We start from the raw sequence: 26,285 nt of genomic DNA, 5'->3' as shown, positions 1-26,285 counted from the left end.
TCAGCCCGAAACGCGTCCGGTGAGGCGCGAGTAGAGGTAGCCAAGGAAGAGGTTGACGAGCAGCACGACGACCGAGATGACCGACGAGGGCGACAGGTCCACCGAGCGAAAAGCGCTGGAGAACACTTCGAAGCTCCAGGTGGCGGTGGAGCCCAGTGGCCCGCCGCCGGTGAGCACCAGGATCATCGTGATGAGCGTGAGGTAGAGGATGCCCAGGGTGAGCGCGGTGCTGCCCAGCGTGGGTGCGATGTGCGGCCACACGGCATGGCGCAGACGTGCGCGCAGCCCGCCGCCATCGATTTCGATGGCCTCGTAAAGCTCGGCCGGGATGCTTTGCAGCGAGGCGCTCATCATCACCATCACATAGGGAAACGACCACCAGGCCGTGACGGCGATCACCAGTACGAGAGCCAGCGACGGGTCGCCCAGCATCAGGCCGGGTTCCAGGCCCAGGGAGCGCAGCAGGAAACTGATCGGGCCATAAGAGGGGTTGAGCAGCCACAGCCAGAAGCAGCCCACCACGCCCATCGAAAGCGTCCAGGGCAGCAGCAGCAGGGTGCGCACCAGTGCCGCGCCACGCGCCAAGTTCTGCAGGGCCAACGCGCCGGCCAGCCCCAGCGGCAGCACCAGCGCCAAGGCACCAAACACGTACAGCAATGAGTTGATGCTGAGTTCGATGAAAGCGGGCGAGGTGATTACCGAGACGTAGTTGGCCAGGCCCACGCCTTCGATGACTTCATACAGCCGCGTGCGGTGCACGCTCAGCCACAGTACCACCGCAGTCGGGTAGAGGGTGACGGCCAGCAGCACGACGACGGCTGGCGCAAACCAGGCGAAACGCGACCAGAAGCCCGGCGGTCGGGGGTCCGCCTGCGCCACAGTCGCGGCCTGCGCGTAGGGAATGGCATTCATAAAAACGACCTCACATAGAACAGTGTTCCAATGTAGTTACTTGAATGTGCCTCGTCATGCGGGATATCCCTCGGTACCGGGTCAGGTTGCGGTGCTACATTGGAACTCTGTTCTAAATAGATGGAGATTTTGGTGGCCACTGGCGACATGATCGAGCGCGTGTTGGACATCCTCACGCTGCTGGCCGACTACCCCCAAGGGCTGCCGATCAGCGAGGTCGCGCGGCGACTGGAACTGCCCAAGAGCGCCGTGCACCGCCTGCTTTCCATCCTGGTGGGGCGTGGGCTGGCGGTGCAGGACGAGTACAGCCAGCGCTACCGCATGACAGTGAAGCTGGCCGCCATCGGCTTTCGCTTCCTCGCGGCCTCCGGCATCACGGAGATTTGCCAGCCCTCCCTGGACCGTCTGGCCGCGCGTACCGGCGAACTGGTGCGCCTGGCGTTGGTGGAAGACGATGCGCTGATCTGGATTGCCAAGGCTCAGGGTGCGCTCTCCGGCCTGCGTTACGACCCCGATATGGGCCAGCCCGTGGTACTGCACGCCACGTCGACCGGCAAGGCCTGGCTCTCAACCCTGGACGACGCACACGCCGTGGCCCTGGTGAAAGCGCGCGGCTTCGTCGTGCCTTCCCGGTTCGGCCGGCCAGTCGTGCGTGACGAGGCCAGCCTGCTTGCCGAACTTGCGCTGACGCGCGAGCGCGGCTATGGCACGTCCATCGAGGAAGGGGAGCCGGGCACGTGCGCGGTGGGGTGCGCCATCGTGGATCCGCAAAGCCGCCGCGCCATCGGCACCGTCAGCGTGGCCGGTCCCGTGGCGCGACTCCCGCCGGAGCGCATCGCCGCCATCGCGCCCGACGTGCAAGCCACCGCGGCGGAGATCGCCGACCTGTGGCCTAGCCGCAAGGTGATGGAGGCCATGATGGGGATTACGCCGCTGAAAGTCTCCAATGGATAAAGGACTTCCCCATCGGCAGCTCGCCGGAGCCGAGCTGCCCTGCGCGGCCGTCGCTCCAGGCGTCGTGCCCCTCACATTCAAGGAGCAAAACCATGCTGGCAGGTGAAGGTGCAGTGGCTATCTGGAACGACATCGCCGAGGCCGGCCGCGCAGAGTTTTACGCGTGGCATCTGCACGAGCACATGCCCGAGCGCGTGGGCATTCCCGGATTTGTGCGGGGGCGCCGCTATCGCGCTGCCGATGCAGCGACCCAGCCGGAGTTCTTCACCCTGTATGAAACCGCGAGCTTCCAGGTCATCCAGGGCAGCGACTATCTGTCGCGCTTGAACGAGCCCACGGAGTGGACGCGTGCGACCACCGCACATTTCCAGACGACCACGCGATCACTCACGCGCGTGGTGGCCAGCCACGGCGTTGGCTCGGGTGGCGCGATGCTGACCGTGCGCTTCGACATCGCGGAAGACACGGTGCGCGACGTGGTGCCGCGTCTCACCTCGGCGCTGGAAGCCGCTGCACGGCTGCCGCGCATCAGCGGTGCGCACCTGCTGGGCTCGGATCCCGGCATGTCGGGCCAGCGCACTGCCGAAAGCAAGGACCGCAAGGACCTGCAGGCCCCGGCTCGCTGGGTGCTGTTGCTGGAAGCATGTGATCCCGGCGCGTTTGACGCAGCCCTTGCGCTATTGCAGCAGTCCACCGAACTACGTGACGCTGCCGTGGGCCGCTATCTGCATGAATACACGCGGCTAAAAACCGCCTGGCAAGCGGGATGAGGGAGTGCGCGCAGCAGCACGCGGCCGGCTTAGCGCGACAACAGCTTCACTTTTTTTTGAATTGAGGAGACACCAAGATGGCAACAGTTGAGATCCAGGACGTAGCCAAGTCCTTCGGCAGCACGCAGATCATCCGCGGCGTGAGCATCGACATCCGCGACGGTGAATTCGTCGTGCTGGTCGGCCCGTCGGGCTGCGGCAAGTCCACGCTATTGCGCATGGTCGCGGGCCTGGAAGGCATCGACGGCGGCGAGATCCGCATCGGCGGGCGCCGCGTGAACGGCCTGCTGCCCAAGGATCGCGACATCGCCATGGTGTTTCAGAACTATGCGCTGTACCCGCATCTGACGGTGGCGGACAACCTCGCGTTCTCGCTGAAGCTGCGCCATGCGCCGCAGCAGGAGACCGAAGAGCGCGTGGCCCGGGCCGCCAAGATCCTGGGGCTGGAGCCACTGCTCACGCGGCTGCCCAAGCAGCTCTCCGGCGGCCAGCGCCAGCGCGTCGCAATGGGCCGAGCCATCGTGCGCGACCCGCAGGTCTTCCTGTTCGACGAGCCGCTGTCCAACCTGGACGCCAAGCTGCGCGTGGCAATGCGCGCTGAGATTCGCGAGCTGCACCAGCGCCTGAAGGCCACCACCGTCTACGTCACGCACGACCAGATCGAGGCCATGACGATGGCAGACAAGATCGTGGCCATGCACGATGGCATCGTGGAACAGGTGGGCACGCCGCTCGACTTGTTCGACCGGCCGCGAAACGTCTTCGTCGCGGCCTTCATCGGCTCGCCGTCGATGAACCTGCTGCCCGTCAAGGTGAACGGCAAGGGCGTTGTGGACAACGCGGGCAACCACTGGACCGTGCCCGGCGTGCCGGCCACAAGCGGGCAGGCCCTCACGCTGGGCGTGCGGCCCGAGCACCTGCGGCTGGACGCCGAGGGCGTGGAGGCGCAGGTGCTGGTGGTGGAGTCCACCGGCTCGGAGACGCATCTCATCGTCGATGCGGGCGGCACCAAGCTCACCTGCGTGCTGCGCGAACGGGTCAGTGTGCGCCCCGGCGACCAGGTGCGCCTGGGTGCGGACAGCGCGCATGTTCATCTTTTCCGCGCGGACTCGGGCGAACGGCTCGAGACGTTGCACTGATCCCTGCAAGGATCACAAGAGGAATGCGGCTCGTCCGATTCAGTGCTCGCGGCAGCGAGAAACTTCGGATGGCCGGCGTTCGCGGCCAAGTCAAAGACTACATCACCGCACCAAGTTGCCACGGCACGAATTCATCGGTGCCTATGCCGAGTGCTTCGCTCTTGGTCTTGCCACCGGAGGCCGTCTCCAGCATCAGCGCGAACAGCTGCGCACCGGCATCCTCAATGCTGGCCGTACCATCGAGCACCTCGCCGGCGTTGAAATCCATGTCTTCATTCATGCGCCGGTAAAGGCCTGAATGGGTGGCGATCTTCAGTGAAGGCGAAGGCTTGCAGCCATAGACCGAGCCTCGTCCGGTGGTAAAGCAGAGCAGGGTGGCGCCGCCGGCAACCTGGCCGGTTGCAGAGACCGGGTCATAACCGGGCGTGTCCATGAACACCAGCCCATGCGCTTGAACAGGCTTGGCATATTCGACAACCGCCATCAAGCCGCTGCTGCCGCCCTTGGCCACCGCACCGAGAGACTTTTCAAGAATGGTCGTCAAGCCGCCCGCCTTGTTGCCCGGCGATGGGTTGTTATTCATCTCGCCGTGGTTGCGCGAGGTGTAGTCCTCCCACCAGCGCAGGCGCTCTTCAAGCTTCTCGGCCACTGCCGGCAAGGCGGCGCGGGCCGTCAGCAGATGTTCCGCACCATAGATCTCTGGCGTTTCCGACAGGATCGCGGTTCCGCCATGACGCACCAGCAAATCCACCGCAGCGCCCAGCACCGGATTGGCCGAGATGCCCGAATAGCCGTCAGAGCCGCCGCATTGCAGGCCGACAACGAGATGTTTGGCAGCCACCGGCTGTCGCTGTACTGTGTTCGCCTCAGGCAACATCGACTCGATGGCCGCCACTCCGGCATCGATCGCCGCGCGCGTGCCCCCGCTGGACTGAATGCCCAGGGTGCGCAGCATCGGGCCTTCAGAAAGTTCACCGGCCACTTTCAAGGCATCAAGCTGGTTGGACTCGCAGCCCAGTCCAACGATCAGCACGCCAGCAAAGTTGGCATGCCGTGCATAGCCTGCCAGCGTGCGGCGCAGCAAAGCCAGCCCTTCGCCGTCGGGGTCCATCGCACAGCCGCTGCCGTGTGTGAGCGGTACAACGCCATCGACATTCGGATAGGCGGCGAGAGCCGCACCCTTGAAGCGCTCGGCAATCGCGTGCGACACATTGGCAGAGCAATTGACCGTTGACAGAATTCCGATGTAGTTGCGCGTTGCGATGCGGCCGTCGGCACGGACTATGCCCATGAAGGTTGCGGCGGGATTGATGAAACTTGTTGGCCGATAGGCCTCGCCCACACTGGAGCTGCGCGTGAACTCACCCATGCCGAGGTTGTGCACATGGACATGAGCACCGGCGCTGATGGCCTGCGTCGCCATGCCAATGACCTGGCCATAGCGGCGCACAACCGCACCTTTTGCGATGTCATGAAGGGCCACCTTGTGGCCGGCGGGAACGGGACCGGCACATACCGGCCCAAGGGGGGCGAGCGATTCGCCAGCAGCCAGGTCGCGCCTGGCAATACCGACGTCGTCTTGCGCAGCCAGCCTGATCAGCGGCGCCACGTCATTCACGGCTTTGGATGCAACGGTCGATTGATTCATGGAACTGTGGTCTCGCCTTGGTGTTGATCAGAGCAGCCCGCGCTGCGCCAGATTGCCCATCAGCGCGGTGATGCCGAAGGTCCAGGGCGCGATGCTGCTGCAGTGGTTGACGCGGTTGACCAGCATGCCGAGCCGGGGCGTGGCCACGCGCACCACATCGCCTACTTCATGGGTAAAGCCAAGACCGGGGCCGTGGCGGTCTTGCGTCGGCGCAAACATCGTGCCCAGAAACAGCATGAAGCCGTCGGGGTACTGGTGGTTCGGGCCGATCACCTGGGCCACGATGTCGAGCGGATCGCGGCTGATCTTGGCCAGCGAACTTGCGCCGTGCATGGTGAAGCCTTCGGGGCCGTCGACCCGCATCGCGAGGTCGGCGCGGCGCACATCGTCGATCGTGAACCCCGCATCGAACAGCCGGATGAAGGGGCCGATCGCGCACGACGCGTTGTTGTCCTTGGCCTTGCCGAGCAGCAGCGCGCTGCGCCCTTCAAAATCGCGCAGGTTCACATCGTTGCCCAGCGCCGCGCCGACGGCCGCGCCGCTGCTGTTGATTGCAAGCACCACCTCGGGCTCGGGGTTGTTCCACTTCGACTCCGCATGGATGCCGACCTGCGCGCCAGTGCCCACTGCCGACAGCACCGGTGCCTTGGTGAAGATTTCGGCATCCGGGCCAATGCCAACTTCGAGGTATTGCGACCAGACACCCTGCTCGATCAGGACCTGTTTGACACGCGCAGCCTCGTTGGAGCCGGGCACGATGCCGGCCAGGTTGTCGTCCAGGATGCCTGACAGCGCCGTGCGGATCGCCTGAGCACGCGAAGCATCGCCGCGCGCCTGCTCTTCGATCACGCGTTCCAGCAGGCTGGCGACAAAGGTCACGCCGCTGGCCTTGACGACTTGCAGGTCGCACGGGGCCAGCAGCCACGGATGCGATTCGTCCCGCAGTGCCTCGTCGGAGTTGGCCAGCACCGTGGCGAGCGGCGCCAGCGGGGTTGCCGTCGGCAAGGCGGCGCGCACGGCGCTCGCCACATGGGGCAGTTCCAGCAATTGACTGGCGGTGGCGCCCAGTCCCGACAAATCGAGCAGCATGCCGCCATGACAGGCCACTACCGTCGGACCGATGCCGGGCTGCCAGAGTCTGCCAATCAGCAGCGCATCGGCGGCGTCGTCCGGCAAGGTGCAGGAAAGATCGAGGGACATGGAAACTGTCTCTTGCGAAAGGATTGACACTTGTCTTGCGTGTCGTTAAAGTAACTCTGTTCCAACAAGAATTCTGTTTCTTCAAATGCGGCTTGTCAAGGGTTTATTGGAGAGATGTCTTGAGGTCATCGAGCTGCTGGCGGTAGAAGGTCAATGGCGACGCCTGTCTGACATCGCGACTGCACTGGACCTGCAAAAAGGCCCGGCGCATCGGCTGCTGACGGAAATGGCCACGCTCGGCTGGATAGAGCAGGATGCCGAAACCGACCGCTATCGCCTGACGCTGAAACTCGCCTTGCTGGGCCAGCAATATCTGCGCGGCACTGGCTTGCCTGGCATCGTGCAGCCCGTGCTCGATGAGGCGGCCAGGCGCTGCGGTGAGCTGGTGCGCCTGACCGTTGTGCAGGGCGACGCGCTGCACTGGTTCGCATCAGCTCAAGGCGCGCCGCCCGGCCTGATGTACCAGCCGGCACTCAATGGCCGGCCAGTGCTGCACACCACTGCCAACGGCAAGGCGTGGCTGGCCACCATGAGCAACGAAGCGGCGACCCGGCTGGCATTGCAAAACGGCTTGGGCCAGCCGGCCGCTCCCGGCAAACTCGCCGGTCCGCGTGCGATGCAAACCATTGATGAACTGCTGCGTGAACTGGACGCGACCCGCGCCCGCGGCTACGGGCTGGCAGTTGAAGAGGCAGAGCCCGGCGTGAAAGCGATTGCGGCAGCTGTGCGCGAGCCCGAAAGCCAGCGCGTGCTGGGAACGATCAGCATCGCCGGCCCGCTGCTGCGCATGGGCACCGAGCGCGACGCGGAGTTTCACGCCTTGCTGCAACAGGCCAGCGGCACGCTGGGCTTGGTCTGGCCCAGGGATGACAGCCCGGCGGCAAGTGCAGCATGAGATTCATAGACGGGCCAGACAGGTCATTTCGATCGACACAAGGAAACAGACAAATGAACGGCATCCAGATCGAGGGCGTCAAAAACATGGAGCCGAGCGCGATCGAGGCCGCAGCACGCTACCTGCACGCACTTCAGTCGTCGGGTCGCTTCGGTGCAAGGCTGGAAGCCGGCTTGCGCCCTGCCACACCGGAAGACGGTTGGCGCATCCAGCGGCGAATCAGCGAACTGCGCGGCAGCCCCGCCATCGGCTGGAAATGCGGGTTGCCCCCGGGCGATCGCTGGGTCGTCGCCGCGCTGCATGATGCAAGGCCATCGGGCGGCATGGCTGCCGCACCTGCCGGACCGACAGGCGCAGCACGCATCGAACCCGAACTGGCATTCGAGCTCAAGCAAAGCCTGCCGCCACGGGCCACCCCCTACACCCGCGCCGATGTCAACGCCGCCATCGGCAGCGTGCGGCTGGCGGTCGAGGTGCTTGGCTGTCGCTATGACGATACTGCAGACGCCAGCGGCCCTGAACTGATGGCCGACAGCCTGTGGCACCAAAGCGTGATGCTGGGGCCAACTGTCGCCGTGGACTTTGCGCAGGAGCCATTTCCGGGTCCCTTCGAGATTGCACTTTCGGTACAGGGCCATGACGACATCACATTTGCAGCCAGCCACCCCAACGGCGACCCGCGCTTGCCTCTTTACTGGCTTGCCGAGTTTCTGCGCAGCCAGGGCACGGGTCTAGAGGCCGGGCAGGCAGTCATCACCGGCTCATTTGCGGGGGCGATTGACCTGCCGTTCAAGCGTCCCGCCGTGCTTCGCTATGGCGACTTCGGCGAGCTTGCGCTGACGCTCGAGCAGCTTTGACAACGCGGCCTCAAACCTGAATACATAGTCTTAAAAGCCAAAAGGATTCCCCATGCGTCTCGTTCGATTCGGCCCCCGTGGCTCTGAAAAACCCGGCCTCATTGATGCACAAGACATCTTGCGCGATTTGTCTTCCGTTGTGAGCGACATTCACGGGCCAACACTTTCGCCCGAGAGCCTTGCCAGGCTGCGCGCGCTCGATACGTCGAGCTTGCCTGCCGTGCCCGCCGATACACGGCTCGGCCCCTGCGTGGGCCAGGTTCCGAATGTGGTTTGCATCGGCCTCAACTATTCCGACCATGCGGCAGAGACCAACACGCCGATTCCCACACAACCGATTGTCTTCAACAAGCACACCAGCGCGCTGGCTGGCCCCAACGACCCGGTCGTCATCGCGCCCGGCTCCGGCAAGCTTGACTGGGAGGTCGAACTCGCTATCGTGATCGGTCGTCCGGCCTGGCATGTCAGCGAAGCAGAAGCGTTGCAATATGTGGCCGGCTACTGCCTTTGCAACGATGTGTCAGAGCGTGCCTGGCAAATCGAAATGGAAGGCCAGTGGACCAAAGGCAAAAGCTACCTTGGCTATGCGCCTATAGGACCCTGGTTGCTGACGGCTGACGAAGTGCCGGACCCGCAGAATATCGACCTCTGGCTCGACGTGAACGGAACTCGCCGGCAGACCGGCAACACCCGCACGCAGATTTTCGGCGTTGCAACCATCGTGTCTTATCTCAGCCGCTTTATGGCGCTTCGGCCCGGCGACGTGATCCCGACCGGTACGCCGCCGGGTGTCGGTCTCGGCCAGAAACCGCCTGTGTTCCTGAAGGACGGTGATGTGATGACCTTGGGCAGTGACCTGCTCGGTACGCAGCGCCAGCAAACCATTGCCTACAGCGACGCCATGGGCGCCGCCTGGCGCGCCGGCCAACTGCCAGCGCTTTGAGGGGACAGCAAAAGGCAGCTGCCACCCAATGACGCGGACGACGTGAAGCGATATCGTCGTCTGCTGGTTCATATGAGCAAAGCCATTGAACCTTCTTGAACACGCCAATCAACTGTCGAGGGTGCTCAAGTTCGATCTCGCGCCCGCCTCTGACGCCGGGGGGACAATGCCAGCAAACTGATTGAGTGCTGGAACGTCAAGTACTCTCACCCCGCCATACTCGAGGGAAACGACCCCGGCGAGTTGCAGGCGCCTCAATGCGCCGCTTACGATCTGACGAGACAAGCCGCACAGCTTTCCGAGTTCTTCCTGGGAGATTCGCACCTTGCAGTCGGCGGCCGGGTTGAGAAGCGGGTTGAGCAGACTCGCCAAACCGAATGCGACTTGCGCCGGCGTCTCCGCCATCCGTGTTTTTTCAACCAAGGAAATGAACTGCCCCAGCCGCGCATTGAGCTGCTCGATCAGGAAATGGTTGAAGGAGAGACTGTTCTCGTACAGCCATAGGAAGGTCGAGCGAGGCATGAAGGCAATCCGGCTCTCCTGAAGAGCCACGATCTCGTACGGACGGGGTTCGCCTTTCAGCACAGATCCTTCGCCCAGCCAGCCGCTCTTCGATACCCCGATGAATGTGGTGGTGCGGCCATTGACCTCCATGGTGTCGACCTTCACCATGCCGCTTACCACGCCGATCCAATGATCGGCAGGCGCCCCCTTCGTCGTCACGATCGCGCCCGCGTTGAAGCATCGGTCAACGAGGCTTCGCTGCACGAGCAGCAACTCTTGAGGCCTGAGTCCCTGCGCCCATCTGGCGTCACGCAAAAAGATCGAAAGCTCGGCATCGGCAGACATGTTCGGACTCCCAGCAAGCGGAACCATTCTGCCTCGCCCGATGCGCTCCTGCGGGAAGCTCCGGCGATTTGGCCGCATCTAACACATAGGACTTACCCTCGAACTGTCAGCGTGACAACAGACGGCAGATGTGTAGATCACTTCAATGCTGGTAGCGACGCGTCTGAGCGTTGCCAACCTATATGGAGACGCTGATGAATCGCAACTTACTTGCTGGATGGACAACAATGCTTGCCGCGGCAGCCGCGCTGCTAGGCGGTTGCGGCGGGGGCGGCGGGGGAGGCTCGGGTGGCTTCTTTCCGCCGCCGAACCCGCCGGCGTCATCGACCGCCATTCCCTCTGCCGTCAAGACACTTTCCAATCGTGCCGACCTCGTCAGCGACGGCGACGCCTACGTTGAGGTGGTCTTGCCCTCGGGTTCGAGTGCCGCCGGCATCAAGGTCGAGCTCAACGGCGCGGACGTGACATCGAGGTTCGCCATCCGTTCGAACGGCAGAATGCTTGGGGTGCTGACCGGGCTGAAAGACGGCAGCAACACCGTGACCGCCACGGGTGCAAACGGCAAGGGCGCCAGGCTTTCGCTCACCAACCATCCCCGTGGCGGGCCGATATTCGCCGGCCCGCAGGTCAAGCCGTGGATCTGCGGCACGAAGGATGGCAAGGCAGTGATGCTTACCGTCGAAGGCACAGGTCTCTCTGACAGCGTGCCCACGCGAGTCAACGGCCTCGATTCCGACCCTACAGATGACCAATGCAACGCGCCGGCCAAGTTCATCTACTACTACGTACCCATGGCGAAGCAGGGCTCCGGCTGCACGCTGACGATTTCGGGGCCCAATCCCTGCTTCGTCGAATACCAGCCGGCCGCACGGCCTTCCAACGCGGAGATCGCCGACTTCACGAATGACCGCGGCGTTGTCGCGAAGCGGCTTCTTCGACTCGAAAAGGGAACTGTCGGCCGCGGCACCTACGCCGTGCTTGCGTATTTCGATCCCGCACAACCCTGGGCACCCTGGGCTCCGCAGGCGGGCTGGAACGGCAAGCTTTTCTGGAAGTTCGGGGCATCGGCATCCGGCAATCGATTCCAGCAGGACGCAGCGCTGAGCCCGTTCGGCGGATTGGTATGGGATGAAAATGCACTCGCAGCGGGTTTCATGGTCGCCAGTGCCCAGCTTACGAATCACAACGACAACAACAACGAACTGCTGGCGGCAGAGAACATGATGATGGTGAAGGAGCACATCATCGACACCTATGGCGAGATCCGGTACACGATGTCTGATGGCGGCTCCGGCGGATCGATGATGCAGACGGTCATCGCCTCCGTGATGCCCGGGCTGCTCCAAGGCATTCAAACAGGAGTGAGCTATCCGGACGCTGTGTCTACCTGGATCGAGACCAGAGACTGCGGACTGCTGGAACGCTATTACCAGACTACGAGCGGCAGCGCTCTGGCCGATGCGGCACGTGCCACCATCAATGGACACCCTTCGACTTATTGCAAGACCTGGAACAACGCGTTCATCAGCCCGCAGAACCCGACGCTTCCAGCGAACTGCGGGGCCGGCTTTCCGGCATCGCTGGTCTATATGCCGGGGACGCGCCCCAACGGTGTTCGCTGCTCGATTCACGACATGATGATCGCGATCTTTGGCACCGTGACGGACATTGACGGCAGCATCAAGCCGAAAATGCCCTACGACAATACCGGTGTTCAGTACGGGCTCAAAGCGCTTCGAGACGGCGCCATCACCGCGGAAGAGTTCGTTCAATTGAATGAAGGCGTTGGCGCCTTCACCGCCGACATGGCATGGACCGGGGGCGTGGTCACCGCGCCGACAGTTCCCGCCGCTCGTTTCAGGTCACTGCCTGATGTCTTTCCGCAGATCTATCGGAGCGGCCTGCACAGCAATGCAAGAAATCTCGCCAAGGTTCCAATCATCGACCTTCGTCCTGAACTAGGAGCGGACATCCACATGACGTGGCGCAGCTACCAGGCACGGGCGCGTCTGGATCAGGCAAATGGCGGGCATGGCAACCACATCCTTCGTGGCAGCAGCGGTTTCGGCGGGGCGGCACTTGCGGCTCAATCGTTCGGGATGATGGATCGCTGGCTCGCCTCTATCGAGGCGGACAAGAGCCCCGCGCCCCTCGAGACAAAGGTTCTTGCCAACAAGCCTGCTGATGTCAAGGATGGCTGCTTCGCAACACTGGGCAGCACCGATGCGGAGCTCGCGGCAGAACTTGCATTGAATGATCCGGCTTGCCCATTGAGGCCCACGCTTTCGCCGCGCCAGGTGGCAGGAGGCCCCGTGTCCGAGGACATCTATCAGTGCCAGCTCAAGCCCCTGACCTTTACCGGCCCTGACTACGGCGCCACCGTGTTTGCACCGGCGCAGCAGGCCAGGCTGGCAGCTGTCCTGCCGCTCGGCGTTTGCGACTGGTCAAAGCCGGGCGTCGGCCAGACCTCTGAATGGCAGTTCACCAACTTCAACGCTGGATCGGCTGGCGTGCCGATCGGTCCCGAGCCGAGTTCGGTGGCCTTCTGACTCAAAGGGGCCTGAAGCCGTCCGGGAACTCGCCGACGAAGTCGGCGAGTTCGTCGTTCTTGCGATCCCTTCCGCAACCATCCTGACCTCGCCAGCTTGTTTCGACCGCCACGGGCCTGCCACGCCCGAGGCCCTTAAGCGTGCTCGCAAAAATGGGATTTGTCTGACATTCAGCAGCCAAGGCGTTATCGTAAATTTCCGGCTCCTGCGGTCTACCCGCAGGCTTGCTGTAAACCTCCGCCCGGCCTTGTGGCCGGGCTTTTTTTCGTGCGCGCCGCAGGCCTGTGGAGCGATGGTGGCTGTCAAAACTTTCCCTCTTGAAATCGGGCAGCGAGACTCCTATCTTCTCTTCCGTCGGAAATTGGTCGACCGAAAAGGAGGTACTGAAATGACCATGAACTTGCTCAAGCAAATTGCCGGCTCTCGCCTACCTGTCACGTTCTATCGCTCGGGGGACATCGATCAGGTCAGGGTGTTGCGGGCCGCCGGGCTCGTGATCGCCCTAGTGCCCTCGCCCTCGAAACCGTTGTCGCTGTCCGGCCCACCCTCGGCCGCGCAGGTGCTCGCCGTCACCCAGAAAGGACGCGAGGAGCTGGCGAAATTCAACTATCCGGAATCGCGCCCTCCGCGCTGGCGAAACCACTCGTCCCGGATCACCGCAAGGCGCCGCTCGAATGCCGCGAGCGGCCCTCCGCCTCCGTCCAGCGCGTGCAGCCTGCTTCAGTGAGGGCCTCGGCCCATCCCTTGTTTCCTTCATTTCAGATTTGGAGATTCAGTCATGTACCGATCTTTCTTCCCACGCGACATGCTTGCAGAGATGGATCGCCTGCAGCGGGATATGCAGCAGGCGTTCGATCTGGCGCCCACCATCCGCGGCGTTGGCAGCAATGGCTTTCCCGCCCTGAATGTCGGCGCGACAGCGCAGGCGGTGGAGATCTATGCGTTTGCGCCCGGCGTCGATCCGGCCACTCTGGAGGTCAACCTCGAGCGCGGCCTCATGACCATCGCCGGCGAGCGCAGGAGCGTGCTGCCGCAACCGGATACCAAGGCCGCCGTGCACATCAACGAGCGCTTCGATGGGCCGTTCCGGCGAATGCTTACGCTGCCCGACGATGCCGACCCTGAAGCGGTCGACGCCAAGCTGCGCGACGGCGTGCTGCGCATCACCGTCCGCCGCCGCGCATCGGCCCACCCGCGCCGCATTTCCATCCAATGAGGTCAAGGAGATGAACACCATGAGCAACGACATCCAAACCCGTTCGGCCGGTGCGCCCGAAAGCACCGACGCGAAGCAACAGACGCCACGTTATGGCAACGCGGCACTGACGCCGCCTGTCGACGTGGTCGAGGACGAGGGCGGCATCACCCTCTACGCGGATCTGCCAGGGGTCTCGCGCGAGAACCTGAACCTTCATGTCGAGGCAGAAACCCTGACCATCGAAGCCGAGTCGAACCTGACGGTGCCCGACGGCCTGAAGACCAGCCACACCGAGGTGGGACTCGGGCGCTTCCGTCGCGTGTTCACCCTCAGTAAGGAGTTGGACACGGAGAAGGTTTCAGCCGAGCTCGCGCAAGGCGTGCTGAAGCTGCGGATTCCCAAAGCCGAGCATGCCAAGCCACGGAGGATCGACGTCAAGGTTGCCTAGGCGGCGCGTCGAGGGCGGGCACCAGCCATGGCAGCACGCTCTCGACCAGCGCCTGCGAGCGGCGCTACCTGACGACGCGGCAGCGGGCTGCTATCAGGCCCGGCTCCAACGTGCCTCTGGCGCGAATCGAGCAGGCGGGCGAAAGAATAGGAGCCGAGGTGCCGCCAAGGGTCGGGTGGGGTTCGTTGGGTCCTGGCGGGTGGCATTCCACCGCCGCGCGGCTGGAGTACCTGATGATGCCGATCGCCTTCGGTCTGGGGGCGCCCATGGTCGCTCTGGTGGGGGGCCAATCTCGGAGCCGGCCAGCCCGAGCGCGCGCGGAACATCGCGTTTGTCGGTGGCGCCATCGCTTTCGCGGCCGCCGAGATTGTGGGCTCAGGGCGTTTGAAATGGCCTGTTGGCGGGCGCGATGCGTTTGTCCTTGTACGCCGGATTGGGATGGGCGGTGCTTGTCGTGACGGGGTCTCTGACGTCATTTTTTGCGATAGGTGCGGCTGCAATGACCGTCTACGGTCTGCTCATTCTCTGGTCTGTCGCCTCTGGGCGTTGGTTTGGGAGCGAGCCACAGTCGCGATCGGTTGCTGAGTAGTTGCGGGGGCTGGCGTTTACTAAACGATATGTATGCTACCGTTTAAGTCCTGCGAACAAGATTCCCGAGGACAGCTCATGCGCTATCTCAGTCCGCGCGAGGATGACCGACCTGCGTCGAATGCGGTGATCGAGCCCGCGCGAGTCACCCGCGAAGAGCTCCTCGACGACGCCTTCATGGCCCAGGTCTATGCGCAGCTCCCGGCGGGAGTGCGGTTGCGTACGGCAGAGGAACTGGAAGAGTCGATGGAAAGCGTCCTCTCGCGGCACGATGGCGATACAGCCGTTCATGTGTTCGGGTATGGATCGCTGATGTGGAATCCGGCGATAGAGCACACCGGTGCACTTCCGGCAAAAGTCCACGGCTGGCACCGCTCGTTCTGCTTGCGCTCGATCATCGGGCGTGGGTCGCAAGAGTGTCCCGGACTAATGCTCGCCCTTGACCGAGGTGGTGCATGCCAGGGGGTGCTGCTGCAAATCGGTCCGCGCAAGGTGCGTGACGAGTTGCGGGTGCTCTGGCGAAGGGAGATGCTGACCGAGGTGTACCAACCACGATGGGTGACCGCCGACGTGGGTGGCCGGCCGGTGAGCGCCATTACCTTTACGGTCAACCGGGCGCATCCGCGCTACACGAAGACGCTCTCTCTTCACGAAATGGCCCGCATGATCAACACGGGTGCGGGCAGCCTCGGCACCTGCCGCGAGTACTTCGACGCCACGATTCAAAAGCTCGAGATGCTCGGCATACGCGACGCCGGGATGGAGCGCCTGCGCTTCGCAGCAGGCTGAAGCGCCCCATGATCGCACCCCCCGCGTAGCGAATGCAAACCTGCCTCGCCACATTCATGCCATTGTTCTTCTAGGCCGGCACGATGGTCGAAAAGTCAGGTTTGCGCTTTTGCAGAAAGGCGCTGAATGCTTCCTTGGCGGCGGGTTCCACCAGCATGCGCCTGAAAGTTGAGCCTTCCTCGTCCATTCTCTGCAGCACGGCAGCTTGCTGTCGGCTTTTCATCAGCCGCTTGATTTCCACCAGGCTGCTGAGGGGCTTCGCCGCCAGCTTGGCGGCTTGCCCTTGGGCATAGGCATTGACTTGAGATGGGGGAAGAACCTTGTTGACCAACCCGGCGTCCAAAGCGGCATCAGCGCTCAATGGCTCGCCGAACAACAAGGCTTCAGCGGCTCGGTGGTAGCCGAATAGTTGTGGCAACAAGAGACTCGAGGCAGCCTCTGGGCACAGCCCCAGGTTGACGAAAGGCATCGTGAAGGCGGCGTTGTCGCCAGCGTAGACGAGGTCGCAGTGAAGCAGCATGGTAGTGCCGATCCCCACGGCAGGTCCACACACGGCAGCCAGCAGGGGCTTGGGGAACGCGGCGAGGGCGCGCATGAATGGAAAAGCCGGTGCCTCGGAGTCCGTTGGCGAAGTCTTTGCGAAATCGCCCAGATCATTGCCGGCTGAAAATATGGTTTCGTGACCTTGCAGCACCGCAACATGAATCGAGGGATCTGTCGCGGCTGTGTTCAACGCTTCGGCCAGGGCCGCGTACATCGGCCCGGTGATCGAATTTTTTCGCTCGAGCCGGTCGAAAGAGATCGTGTAAACACGCGCTTGCGCGCGCGTGAGAATGCCGTTGTTCATGAGGATGTTCCTTATGGAAGGTAGCGGTTGCGCAGCAACTTCTCGAGCGCCAACCTTGCGGGCTGGTGGCGGCGCGGGTCTTACAACAGGTCGAGCGCGGGCTCCATGAGTGCGGACGATCCGGCCCGAATTTCCGCGCGAAGTGCCGCAGCCTGCGGCAGTAGGCGCTGGAAGTAGAAACGGGCGGTCGCAACCTTCGAAGCGTAGATCGGGTCCGTCGATTCGGGCTTGTTGAGCGACACTTCGGCCATGCGTGCCCAGGTCCATGCAAGGGCCAGGTGCCCGACCAGGCGCAGGTAGGGCACTGCCGCTGCTCCGCTTGCATGGGCGTCGTTGGCGGAGGTGCTCACGAGCTCGGCCGTAAGCTGCCTGACGTCGGCAACCAGTTGGGCCAATGGCTCGGCGAACTCGCGCATGGCTTTGCGCGGACTGCAAGCGTCGGCGAAGGCGCCCGCCATATCCAGAAAGGCGTTCATGCGGTGGCCCTGGTCCCCCAGCACCTTGCGTCCGAGCAAGTCCATGGCCTGGACGCCGTTGGTGCCCTCATAAAGTCCAATGATTCGCACATCACGCAGGTGCTGCTCGACTCCGTTTTCGCGAACGTAGCCGTGGCCACCGAACACCTGCATCGCGAGCAACGTGGACTCGACCCCGAGATCGCTGGCCAAGGCCTTCACGACGGGAGTCAGCAGGCCCAGCATCTCGCCAGCTTCAGTTCGTTTGGCGGCGTCGGGATGGAGGCGCTGCAAATCGCTGAGCTGCGAAGTCCACAAGGCAAGTGCGCGCGCGCCTTCCACATTGGCCTTCTGCGTCAGCAGCATACGCCGCACATCGGCATGGCCGGCAATCGGGTCCGCGCCCTGGTTAGACGGTTTCGCGCCCGCCACACGGCCCTGCAGGCGCTCCTTGGCGTAAGCCAGAGCCTTCTGGTACGCGGCTTCCATGACACCGATGGCGGTGACTCCGACCAGCACGCGCATGTAATTCATCTGCACGAACATGCCGGCCAATCCTCTTTCGGCCTCGCCGAGCAGCCAGCCGGTCGCCCCGTCAAAGTTCATGGTGCAAGTCGAGTTGCCGTGAATGCCGAGCTTGTGTTCCAGTGAGCCGCAGGTCACGGCATTGCGCGGACCCACGCCTCCGCTTGCGTCGGGGATGAACTTGGGCACGATGAAGAGCGAGATGCCCTTGACACCTTGTGGCGAATTGGGCATTCGCGCCAACACAAGGTGCATGACGTTCTCGGTCAGGTCCTGTTCGCCGCCGGAAATGAAGATTTTCGTGCCGCTGATGCTGTAGGTCCCGTCGGGTTGCGGGACGGCGCGGGTTCGAAGCAAGCCCAGGTCGGTGCCAGCGTTCGGCTCTGTGAGACACATCGTGCCAGCCCACTCTCCGGACGCGATCTTTGGCAGATAGAGCGCCTTCTGCTCGGCTGAGCCATTGGCAGCCACGTTGACGTATGTGGCATGCGACATGCCGGTATAGGCCGACCACGCCATGTTGGCGCCGCCGAGCATCTCCGTGACGGCGCTGTCGACCACCGACGGAAAGCCCTGGCCGCCGAACTCCTCGCTGCAAGCCAGGCCATGCCAGCCGTTCCTGGAGTACTCGTCGTACGCTTGCTTGAATCCTGGCGGTGTCTGCACCACGCCCGGGGCGGCCATGATGCACCCGTGCTGGTCACCCGCCGCGTTCAGGGGCGCGATCACCTCGGACGCGAACTGGCCGGCGGCGCTGAGTACCTGGTCGATCGTGTCGGCGTCGAAATGCGACTGGCCGCACGACTGCATCATGGAGGGGACCTGCAGCAATTCGTGCAGAACAAACTGGAAATCGCGCAAAGGGCTTTGGTAGTTCATCGTGCTGCTTCTTGCTTCAAGCGACTTCGAACAAGCCTGCGGCACCCATGCCGCCGCCGATGCACATGGTCACGACAACGTAGCGCGCGCCGCGCCGCTTGCCCTCAATGAGTGCATGGCCCACCAGTCTGGAGCCCGTCATGCCATAGGGATGGCCGATGGTGATGCCCCCGCCATTCACGTTGAGGAGGTCGGGATCGATGCCGAGTCGATCACGCGAGTAGATCACTTGGCAGGCGAAGGCTTCATTCAGTTCCCACAAGCCGATGTCGCTCACCTTCAGGCCATGGGTCTTCAGCAGTTTGGGCACAGCGAACACCGGCCCGATGCCCATCTCCTCAGGCGCCAGCCCCGCGACGGCGATGCCGCGATAAATCCCCAGGGGCTTCAGCCCGCGGCGTTCGGCCACGGCACGCTCGACCAGCACGCAGGCCGATGCGCCGTCAGAAAGCTGACTGGAGTTGCCCGCCGTGATCACGCCGCCCTCGACCACCGGTTTCAGATTTGCGAGTCCTTCCAGTGTCGTGTCCGGCCGGTTGCCCTCGTCACGGTCGAGCCGAACATCCCGGTAAGTTACGACGCCCGTGGCCTTGTCAGCCACAGCCATGGACGCGGTGATCGGCACGATCTCGGCGTCGAACAGTCGCTTGTCCTGGGCCATCGCTGTGCGGCGTTGCGCCTCAAGCGAATAGGCGTCCTGCGCTTCGCGCGAGATGCCGTACTTCTTCGAAACGATCTCTGCTGTCTGCAGCATCGGAATGTAGGCGTGCTGGACTTGCGAAATGAGGTTCGCATCGGCGGATTCCCCGACCCACTTGACGAACGGATTCTGGACGGCCGAGATGTTTTCCTGCCCCCCGCCCACGGTCACATCCATGCCGTCGACGATGATCTGCTTGGCCGCCGTTGCGATGGCCATCAGGCCGGACGCGCATTGCCGATCCATCGTCTGTCCGGGAACCGACTGCGGCAGACCCGCCGCGAGGGCCGCGAGACGCCCGATGTTCATGCCCGCGGTGCCGGCGGCCATCGCGCTGCCGACAACCACATCCTCGACTTCTTCAGGATTGATGCCCGCCCGCTGGACGGCGTGGTGAATCGCGTGGCCCATCAGGGTGGGCGACTTGATGTTGTTCAATGCGCCGCGGAATGCGCGGCCGATGCCCGTGCGTGCGGTGGAAACGATGACAGCTTCTCTCATGATCAGACTCCAAGGGGTTCGGTAAAAAGGTTGGCGTATCGGCTCGCCACGACGCTGCGGTTCAGGCGCAGCGCGGGCGTAAGTTCTTCGTCGCCTTGATGCAGCGAGCGCGGGATGACGCGAATGGTCCGCACGCGATGGTTCTCGGGCAGGCGCCCGTTCGCGATGTCCACTTGCGCCGCGATGAGCGCAGTGATTTCGGGAAGGCCGAGCAGGCTGGCGTAGTCGGTGAAGGGCAGGCGCTGTTGCTGCGCATACTTCCTGATCCGCTCCTCGTCCAGAGAGAGCAGCGCCGCCGAATGCCCGCCTTGCGCCGGTACGACGATCGCATCGGCAATGTAGGCACTGAGCCGGAACGCATCTTCTGCAATCTCCGGGCTGATGGACTCGCCGCGTGTTCCGATGGCCCGCGCGCGCACGCGGCCGAGCGGTTGCACGCGGCCGTGTTCGTCGACACGCCCGAGGTCGCCGGTGCGCAGCCAGCCGTCCGCAAGTGTGGCAGCGCTCAGTGTTCCGCGCACCCAGTAGCCCGGGCGCGGGATTGCACCGCGCACCAGCACTTCGCCATCGCGGGCCAACTTCAGCTGAGTGCCTGTTTCGAACGGCGCGGAGGCGGTTTTCATCGAACCGCTGGCGGGAGCGATCCTGCAGAAGCCAGCCTCGGCCATGCCGTAGCAGTCGAGCAGGGGAACGCCGATGGCGTCGAACCAGTCGGCCACCTGCGCGGGGCTGGAGGCTCCGCTCGCGAGGGCGACCCGCACGTTCCGCAAACCCAGGGCGGAGCGTATGCGCGCCTGCGTCCTGCGCTGCAGCCAGCCGGGCCGGTGCGCCGAAAGGCACGAGGCGTATGCGGTCCGGGCGACAGGCACGGCTTCCTGCATGAACAGCTCGGTCGTTCCTTGCAGCTTCTCGAAGAAGCGCGGGGCTGCGAACAGGAAGTGCGGCTCGACCTCGCTCATGTCGTTGAACACCGTGGCGCCGTTCTCCGGCAGGTGGAGCAAGGTTTCGTGCATGAGCATGGCCTTCTGGGCCAGCATGCGTTCGCCGTAGTGCGCCAACGACATGATCGACAGTGTCCGATCGCCCGGGCGCAGCTGCAGCCAATGACTCAGGGCGCGCACTTCCCACAAGAAGTCGTGCTGGCGCCGGGCCACCAGCCGCGCCGGCCCGGTGCTACCCGCCGTGCATGCGAGGAATGCGATCTGATCGCCGGTGCCGGCGTCGATGCGGCTGTCGAACAGTACCGGCTCTCTGGCCGCGGCTTGAGTGCCGCGCGCAAGCCATTCGTCGTATGCGCTGACCTGAGGGTCCGTGAAGCGCGAGAGCCCACGTGTCTCGAGGACCACGATGTGGCGCAGATCGGGACAGGTGTCGCGTACCGCGAGTACCTTCACCAGCTGGTCGGCGTTCTCGACGAAGACCACCCGAGATCCGGCTTCGACGAGCGCATGCCCGACTTGTGCGGCCGTGCTGCATGGATACATGCCGTGGGACACGTAACCCATGGCCTGTGCCCCCATGTCGACGATCAACCATCTGGGCCGATTGTCCGAAAGGACTGAAACCACATCGCCGGCCTGCAGCCCGGCATCGGCCATCGCGAGCCCGATGGCCCGTGCCTCGCTGAAGTAGCTGTTCCAGGACAGTCCCTGCCAGACGCCGCGTTCCTTGTGCCGCAGCGCGGGCCGATCGCTCCATTCCGCACATCGGCGCCGCCACAACTGGGGCAGGGTCGCGATGCGCGCCTCGTCTGCGGCCAGGGATGCCGACACGTGGATCACAGGGCGCTCTTGGCCGGATCGACCACGCTCGACCGTGCGGTCCAGCGGCCCTGCACGACCTGCTCGACCCGGGTCCATTCCGGGTCGATGTGGTTGTTGGCAAAGCGCTGCGTGTCGTACGAAGCCACGCCCTTGAAAGTGGATGCCTGCAACGCCTTGACCAGCTTGTCGGTCGTCAGGTCACGGCCCGCATTGCGCACTTCCTGCAGGAACCAGCTGGTGTAGTCGTAGAAGGCAGCGGCCACGTCGTCGGGCTCCGCCTTGAAACGCTTGCGGTAGGCCTCGGCCCACGACTTCTCTGCGGCGCTGGCCTGATCGGGCGTCGCGATGCGCCAGGTGCCGACGCCGTACACGCCTTCCATCGCATCTTTGCCGAGGGCCACGGTGAGGCCGGCGCGGCCCGGGCTGGCGGTCAGCACGTTGACGCCGGTCAGGCCGAACTTCTTCACTTCGGCCGCGACGGCAATGGTTTCGCGCGTCGTGGTTGCGCAGACGATGAGGTCGACACCCGCGGCCTGCATGCGCGCGACGTGCGAGGAAAAGTCGAGATCGCCGACCTTGTAGCTGGCTTCGGCGGCGAGCGGCATGCCCTTGGCTGCGAGCGCCGCTTTCACACCCTTGCCGACCAGGTCGCCGAAGGGGCCTTCCTGGTAGACGAAGCCGACCTTCTTGCTGCCCAGGTTGCCAATGGCCCACTTGACGGCAGACGAGGTCGTGCTGTCGTAGTTCAGGTTGGTCGTGAAAAGCAGCGGCGTCTGCCCGGCCGCCTGGCGCACCAGGCCCGAGGCCGCGTACGGCGCGAAACAGACCACGCCGGCATCCACCGCCTTCTTGACCGTGGCCACGTTCGGTCCGGAGCCGAAGGGACAGAGCAGGGCGAAGACCTCGTCCTTGCGGATCAGCTTGTCCACGGCGCGCACCGCCTGCGACGGCTGGCTCGCGTTGTCCTCGATGACCAGCCGCAGCTTGCGGCCGTTGATGCCGCCCGCCTCATTGGCCTCGTCGATGCCCATCTGGATGCCGTTGCGGATCACGGGCATGGCAATTGCCACCGGTCCGGAAAGGTCCAGGTGCGTGCCCAGGACGAGTTCCTTGTCGCCCACGCCCGCGGCGCGCGCGGATGTCGCGGTCCACAGAGCGCCCGGCGCCACGGCGGCGAGGCTTGTCTTCAGAAGGGTTCGGCGGTCGAGTGTCATGGCAGGGTCCTTTTCTCAGTTCCAGGAAGGGCGTCGCCGTGCCGGCCGGATCCCGCCAGCGACACCTTGCGGCAGGTGGTGCGAAGCGCCACCCAGGTAAAACTCCTTGATGTCTTCGCGCTGCGAGAGGGCCTCGCAGCTCCCGGCGGCAGCCACGCGCCCCAGTTCGATGACATAGCCGTGGTCGGCGGTGGCCAGCGCGATCGCCGCGTTCTGCTCGACGACCAGTACGGCGGTCCTGGTCTGCTCGCGGATGCGCCTGATGATGGCGAAGATGTCCTTGGTGAACAGCGGCGAGAGTCCCAGCGAAGGCTCGTCGAGCAGCAGCAGGCGCGGCCGCCCCATCAGCGCGCGGCTGATCGCCAGCATCTGCTGCTCGCCGCCCGAAAGCAGGCCTGCCTGCTGGCGCTGGCGTTCGCGCAGGCGTGGAAACCAGTCGTACATCTGCTCCATGTCCCGCGCGATTTCCGTATCTCGCCTTGCGAACGCACCCATGCGCAGGTTCTCCGCGATGGTGAGGAACGGAAATATCTGGCGGCCCTCGGGCACCAGCACGACGCCGCTGCGAGCGACTTCATCGGCGTCCTTGCCGCCGATGGGCCGGCCCTCGAACTCGACGCTTCCGTTGGAGGGTGCGAGCACGCCCGCGATGGTGTTGAGCAGGGTCGTCTTGCCTGCGCCATTGGCACCCAGCACGGTGACGATCTGCGCGGCATGCACTTCTAGACTCACGCCATGCAGCGCGCGCACGGGGCCATACCAGGTCTCGAGATTGCGGACGGAGAGCAGAGAAGTCATGAGGTCAGGTCCCCAGGTAAGCCGCAATCACGCGCGGATCGGCCTGCACTTGCGCCGGCGTGCCATCGGTCAGCACCTGGCCCTGATCCATCACCACCACCCGGTTGGCCACGGCGGCGACCAGCGACATGTCGTGTTCCACCATGACCACGGTGACGCCCAGTTCGGCCTGGATGTCTTCGAGCCAGTACGCGAGCCTGCGCGTCTCCTCGGGGTTCAGCCCCGAGGCCGGCTCGTCCAGCAGCAGCAACCTGGGCTCCGCAGCGAGCGCGCGGCCGAGCTCGACGACCTTGCGCACGCCGTATGGCAGTTCCGCCACCGGCCGGTGGCGAAAGGGCGCGAGATCCAGCAGGCGCACGACGTCTTCGACGCGTTCACGCGTGTGGGCTTCGGCCCGCTGCACCGATGGCAGGTTGAACATCTGCGAAAAGAAGTTGCCGTGGTTGGCCCGATGCCGGCCGAGCAGCAGGTTCTCCAGCACCGTCGCGCCTTCGAACAGCTCGATGTTCTGGAACGTGCGCGCAATGCCCTGGCGGACCACGTCGTGCCGCGCCAGGCGCAGGATGTCCTGGCCGTTGAAGCGGATGCTGCCGCTGCTGGCGTCGAACACGCGCGTGATGAGGTTCAGGAGCGATGTCTTGCCCGCGCCGTTCGGTCCGATCACCGCGAGGATCTCTCCCGCGCGAATCGAGAAGCTCACGTCGCGCACGGCCTTGACGCCGCCGAACGACAGGCTCAATCGCTCGACTTCGAAGAATGCGGGGCTCAATAGGGCCCCCACGCTCGTCACTTCGTGTACTGCGCTGCCCCCCAAGGGGGCCTTCGCCCCTTCGGGCGGCCGTGCGGCGCTCATCGGTAGCGCTCCGATTTCATGTAGACCTTGGTCTTGTGGACGCTGCTCTTGCGCACCCAGGGGAACTCGGCCAGGACCTTGCGCATGCGAACCCAGCGTGAGTTCAGGCCGCCCGGTTCGAGCAGGACGAAGAAGGTCAGCACGGCGCCGTAGACGAAAAGCTCCAGCCCGAACTGCGCGCCGAGTCTGGCGGGCAATGCCTCCTTCAGCGAGGATATGAACGAGGGCAGGAGGCCGATCAGGATGGCGCCCAGGATGGCTCCGCGCAAGCTTCCCAGTCCGCCGATGAACACCATCAAGACGAGCTGCAGCGACAGCGCCAGGCCGAACGCTTCCGGTGTGATGTGCTGCATCTGGTGGGCGAGCAATGCACCGGCAAGCCCGGAGCACGCCGCCGAAAGGCTGAAGGCCAGCACCTTGGTGCGCGCGACGTCGATGCCCAGGCCTTGCGCCGCCGCCTCGGAGTCGCGGATGCCGATGAAGGCTCGGCCGGTGGCGGAGCGCATCAGGTTGACCAGCAGGATCAACACCACCGCCAGCACCACCAGGCAAAGGAAGTAGAAGGCGCGCGGACCGCCGAGGCTGAGCCCGAACAGCGTCGGGTCCGGCACGGCCATGCCGCTGTGCCCCGCGGTGACGCTCTTCCAGCGGCCGAGCACATGCTCGCACACGATGGCGAACGCCATGGTCACCATCGCCAGGTGCAGCCCCGACACGCGGATGGCCGGCATGCCGACGAGCAGCCCGCCGAGCGCCGCGCCCGCGGTGGTCAGGAGCAGCGACACTGGCAGCGGCACGCCCTGGGTCAGCAGGATGGTGTGGATGTAGGCACCGATGCCGACGAACGCGGACTGGCCGAGCGACACCTGGCCGGTGAAGCCGGTCAGCATCATGAGGCCGAGGCTCGCGACGCACATGATGAGGATGAAGGTCGCCTCACCGATGTGATAGGCCGGCAGCACCCATGGCGCGGCCACCAGGGCCACGGCGAGCAGGCCGTACGCGAGCCGCTCGTGCTTGCCGCGCAGCAGCCGCCGGCCGTCTTCGAATCCCGTTTCGTAGCGAGCCATGGTGTCAGACCCTCCGGCCGTGGCTTTCGCCCAGGATCCCGCGCGGATACAAGACGAGAACCGCAATGAGCACGAGGTACGGGGCTACGTCCTTCACGCCGTCGGGCAGATAGACGCCCGCAAACTGTTCGATGAGGCCGATGAGGAGCCCGCCGATGACGGCGCCCGGCGCGCTCCCGAAGCCGCCGAGAACCAGCGCCGCCAGCGCCTTGAGCATGACGAACCACAGGCCCAGGTCGACCAGCGTGATGGGCGCGAGCAGCAGCCCGCACAGTGCCGCAATGGCACCGGAGATGGCCCACACCAGCGAGTTGAGCCGTTTCACGCGCACGCCGCAGAGATAGGCCGCCAGCTGGTTCTGCGACGTCGCGTGGATGGCGATGCCGAGCGTGGTGCGGCGCAGGAAGTAGTACAGGAGCGCGGTCACGCCCATGGCGGCGCCGACGATCACCAGGTTGAGCTCGGCCACCACGCTGCCGCCGAGCTGCATGGATTGGCCCGTCCACGGCGTGGGATAGCTGCGCGACTCGGGCCCGAAGAACATGCTGACGCCGCCGCGGATCATGAAGCCGATCCCGATGGTGAGCATAACGCCCGAGAACTGCGGACGGCCGACGATCCTGCGCATGATCTTCGCTTCCAGCAGGAAGCACAGCGCGGCCGAGATGCACAGCACGGCGACGAAGCTGAGCCAGAACGGGAGGCCCGCCGCGACGACGAGGCCCCAGCCGAGGAATGCGGAGAGCATCACCACGTCGCCCTGCGCGAAGTTGAGGACCTCGGTTGCCTTGTAGCTGAGCACGAGGCCGAGTGCGACGAGACCGTAGATCGCACCGCTGGAGATGCCTTGAACGATCAGCTGGGTCAGTTGCGTCATCACATCATTCGGTTGGTGGTAATTAACGATCGTTTGGTAAACGGTTGTGAACTATAGGTTTGCG

Annotated in this window: 25 protein-coding genes; 11 read left to right on the top strand and 14 right to left on the bottom strand. The window is 64.3% G+C overall.

Annotated elements, in window-relative coordinates; genetic code table 11:
• Complete coding sequence (locus QTI05_RS19640) at nt 1–912, bottom strand: carbohydrate ABC transporter permease (RefSeq protein WP_286620411.1); 912 nt, start codon at nt 910–912, stop codon at nt 1–3.
• A gap of 132 nt (nt 913–1,044) precedes the next feature.
• Here QTI05_RS19640 and QTI05_RS19635 point away from each other — a divergent pair, with 132 nt between their 5' ends.
• The 3 genes from QTI05_RS19635 (at nt 1,045) to QTI05_RS19625 (ending at nt 3,775) form a co-directional block, all read left to right on the top strand.
• Nucleotides 1,045–1,866 (top strand): IclR family transcriptional regulator, encoded by an 822-nt coding sequence (locus QTI05_RS19635; protein WP_286620409.1) that lies wholly within the window; start codon nt 1,045–1,047, stop codon nt 1,864–1,866.
• Between the two features lie 92 nt (nt 1,867–1,958).
• Complete coding sequence (locus tag QTI05_RS19630) at nt 1,959–2,636, top strand: hypothetical protein (RefSeq protein ID WP_286620408.1); 678 nt, start codon at nt 1,959–1,961, stop codon at nt 2,634–2,636.
• 77 nt (nt 2,637–2,713) lie between these two features.
• Nucleotides 2,714–3,775 carry an ABC transporter ATP-binding protein gene (locus QTI05_RS19625; protein WP_286544401.1) on the top strand — a complete coding sequence of 354 codons (1,062 nt, stop codon included), beginning with the start codon at nt 2,714–2,716 and terminating at the stop codon, nt 3,773–3,775.
• Between the two features lie 97 nt (nt 3,776–3,872).
• Here QTI05_RS19625 and QTI05_RS19620 read toward each other — a convergent pair whose 3' ends face one another.
• Together QTI05_RS19620 and QTI05_RS19615 are read right to left on the bottom strand one after the other, a co-directional pair.
• Nucleotides 3,873–5,423 (bottom strand): UxaA family hydrolase, encoded by a 1,551-nt coding sequence (locus QTI05_RS19620; RefSeq protein ID WP_286620407.1) that lies wholly within the window; start codon nt 5,421–5,423, stop codon nt 3,873–3,875.
• A gap of 27 nt (nt 5,424–5,450) precedes the next feature.
• Complete coding sequence (locus tag QTI05_RS19615; RefSeq protein WP_286620406.1) at nt 5,451–6,623, bottom strand: fumarylacetoacetate hydrolase family protein; 1,173 nt, start codon at nt 6,621–6,623, stop codon at nt 5,451–5,453.
• Between the two features lie 85 nt (nt 6,624–6,708).
• Between QTI05_RS19615 and QTI05_RS19610 the strand changes: the two genes are divergently transcribed.
• Genes QTI05_RS19610 through QTI05_RS19600 form a run of 3 tightly spaced genes read left to right on the top strand, consistent with a single transcriptional unit; the run spans nt 6,709 to nt 9,318 of the window.
• Complete coding sequence (locus QTI05_RS19610) at nt 6,709–7,518, top strand: IclR family transcriptional regulator (protein ID WP_286620404.1); 810 nt, start codon at nt 6,709–6,711, stop codon at nt 7,516–7,518.
• Between the two features lie 53 nt (nt 7,519–7,571).
• Complete coding sequence (locus QTI05_RS19605; RefSeq protein ID WP_286620403.1) at nt 7,572–8,375, top strand: hydratase; 804 nt, start codon at nt 7,572–7,574, stop codon at nt 8,373–8,375.
• A 52-nt stretch (nt 8,376–8,427) separates the two neighbouring features.
• Nucleotides 8,428–9,318 (top strand): fumarylacetoacetate hydrolase family protein, encoded by an 891-nt coding sequence (locus QTI05_RS19600; RefSeq protein WP_286620402.1) that lies wholly within the window; start codon nt 8,428–8,430, stop codon nt 9,316–9,318.
• A 108-nt stretch (nt 9,319–9,426) separates the two neighbouring features.
• Here QTI05_RS19600 and QTI05_RS19595 read toward each other — a convergent pair whose 3' ends face one another.
• Nucleotides 9,427–10,167 (bottom strand): Crp/Fnr family transcriptional regulator, encoded by a 741-nt coding sequence (locus QTI05_RS19595; RefSeq protein ID WP_286620401.1) that lies wholly within the window; start codon nt 10,165–10,167, stop codon nt 9,427–9,429.
• 194 nt (nt 10,168–10,361) lie between these two features.
• On the opposite strand from QTI05_RS19595, the gene QTI05_RS19590 reads away from it, so the two are divergent.
• A complete protein-coding gene (locus QTI05_RS19590; RefSeq protein ID WP_286620400.1) occupies nt 10,362–12,716 on the top strand; it encodes a DUF6351 family protein in 2,355 nt (784 codons plus the stop codon).
• Nucleotide 12,717: 1 nt separating this feature from the next.
• Here the strand turns inward: QTI05_RS19590 and QTI05_RS19585 are convergent, their stop codons facing one another.
• Nucleotides 12,718–13,128, bottom strand: coding sequence for a hypothetical protein (locus tag QTI05_RS19585; protein WP_286620398.1), 411 nt, complete (start codon nt 13,126–13,128; stop codon nt 12,718–12,720).
• On the opposite strand from QTI05_RS19585, the gene QTI05_RS19580 reads away from it, so the two are divergent.
• The 4 genes from QTI05_RS19580 to QTI05_RS19560 all read left to right on the top strand — a co-directional run bounded on the left by QTI05_RS19580 (nt 13,105) and on the right by QTI05_RS19560 (nt 15,739).
• Nucleotides 13,105–13,443 carry a hypothetical protein gene (locus QTI05_RS19580; protein ID WP_286620396.1) on the top strand — a complete coding sequence of 113 codons (339 nt, stop codon included), beginning with the start codon at nt 13,105–13,107 and terminating at the stop codon, nt 13,441–13,443. The two genes, QTI05_RS19585 and QTI05_RS19580, sit on opposite strands and share 24 nt — an antisense overlap.
• Nucleotides 13,444–13,494: 51 nt before the next feature.
• A complete protein-coding gene (locus QTI05_RS19575) occupies nt 13,495–13,932 on the top strand; it encodes an Hsp20/alpha crystallin family protein (RefSeq protein WP_286620394.1) in 438 nt (145 codons plus the stop codon).
• Nucleotides 13,933–13,951: 19 nt separating this feature from the next.
• Nucleotides 13,952–14,362 carry an Hsp20/alpha crystallin family protein gene (locus QTI05_RS19570; RefSeq protein WP_286620392.1) on the top strand — a complete coding sequence of 137 codons (411 nt, stop codon included), beginning with the start codon at nt 13,952–13,954 and terminating at the stop codon, nt 14,360–14,362.
• Between the two features lie 666 nt (nt 14,363–15,028).
• Nucleotides 15,029–15,739 (top strand): gamma-glutamylcyclotransferase, encoded by a 711-nt coding sequence (locus QTI05_RS19560; protein ID WP_286620391.1) that lies wholly within the window; start codon nt 15,029–15,031, stop codon nt 15,737–15,739.
• Nucleotides 15,740–15,809: 70 nt separating this feature from the next.
• Here the strand turns inward: QTI05_RS19560 and QTI05_RS19555 are convergent, their stop codons facing one another.
• The 9 genes from QTI05_RS19555 to QTI05_RS19515 form a co-directional block, all read right to left on the bottom strand.
• Nucleotides 15,810–16,586, bottom strand: coding sequence for an enoyl-CoA hydratase (locus QTI05_RS19555; RefSeq protein ID WP_286620389.1), 777 nt, complete (start codon nt 16,584–16,586; stop codon nt 15,810–15,812).
• Nucleotides 16,587–16,666: 80 nt separating this feature from the next.
• Nucleotides 16,667–18,445, bottom strand: coding sequence for an acyl-CoA dehydrogenase C-terminal domain-containing protein (locus tag QTI05_RS19550; RefSeq protein WP_286620387.1), 1,779 nt, complete (start codon nt 18,443–18,445; stop codon nt 16,667–16,669).
• A 16-nt stretch (nt 18,446–18,461) separates the two neighbouring features.
• Nucleotides 18,462–19,646, bottom strand: a complete 1,185-nt coding sequence (locus QTI05_RS19545; RefSeq protein ID WP_286620385.1) for an acetyl-CoA C-acyltransferase — start codon at nt 19,644–19,646, stop codon at nt 18,462–18,464.
• Between the two features lie 2 nt (nt 19,647–19,648).
• Nucleotides 19,649–21,427, bottom strand: coding sequence for an AMP-dependent synthetase/ligase (locus tag QTI05_RS19540; RefSeq protein ID WP_286620382.1), 1,779 nt, complete (start codon nt 21,425–21,427; stop codon nt 19,649–19,651).
• Nucleotides 21,424–22,623: an ABC transporter substrate-binding protein gene (locus tag QTI05_RS19535; RefSeq protein ID WP_286620380.1), complete on the bottom strand. Its 1,200-nt coding sequence runs from the start codon at nt 22,621–22,623 to the stop codon at nt 21,424–21,426. Before QTI05_RS19535 ends, QTI05_RS19540 begins: the two co-directional genes overlap by 4 nt.
• A 15-nt stretch (nt 22,624–22,638) precedes the next feature.
• Nucleotides 22,639–23,421 (bottom strand): ABC transporter ATP-binding protein, encoded by a 783-nt coding sequence (locus QTI05_RS19530; RefSeq protein ID WP_286620379.1) that lies wholly within the window; start codon nt 23,419–23,421, stop codon nt 22,639–22,641.
• Nucleotides 23,422–23,425: 4 nt separating this feature from the next.
• Entirely contained in the window at nt 23,426–24,190 is a 765-nt protein-coding gene (locus QTI05_RS19525; RefSeq protein WP_286620377.1) for an ABC transporter ATP-binding protein, read from the bottom strand.
• 80 nt (nt 24,191–24,270) lie between these two features.
• Complete coding sequence (locus QTI05_RS19520; protein ID WP_286544373.1) at nt 24,271–25,344, bottom strand: branched-chain amino acid ABC transporter permease; 1,074 nt, start codon at nt 25,342–25,344, stop codon at nt 24,271–24,273.
• Nucleotides 25,345–25,348: 4 nt separating this feature from the next.
• Nucleotides 25,349–26,221 (bottom strand): branched-chain amino acid ABC transporter permease, encoded by an 873-nt coding sequence (locus QTI05_RS19515; protein WP_286544371.1) that lies wholly within the window; start codon nt 26,219–26,221, stop codon nt 25,349–25,351.
• Nucleotides 26,222–26,285: the final 64 nt, after the last annotated feature.

Source organism: Variovorax fucosicus (assembly GCF_030316825.1).
Classification (GTDB): domain Bacteria; phylum Pseudomonadota; class Gammaproteobacteria; order Burkholderiales; family Burkholderiaceae_C; genus Variovorax; species Variovorax fucosicus.
The sequence above is the reverse complement of the archived record's forward strand: the minus strand, read 5'-3'. Positions and strand labels throughout refer to the sequence as shown.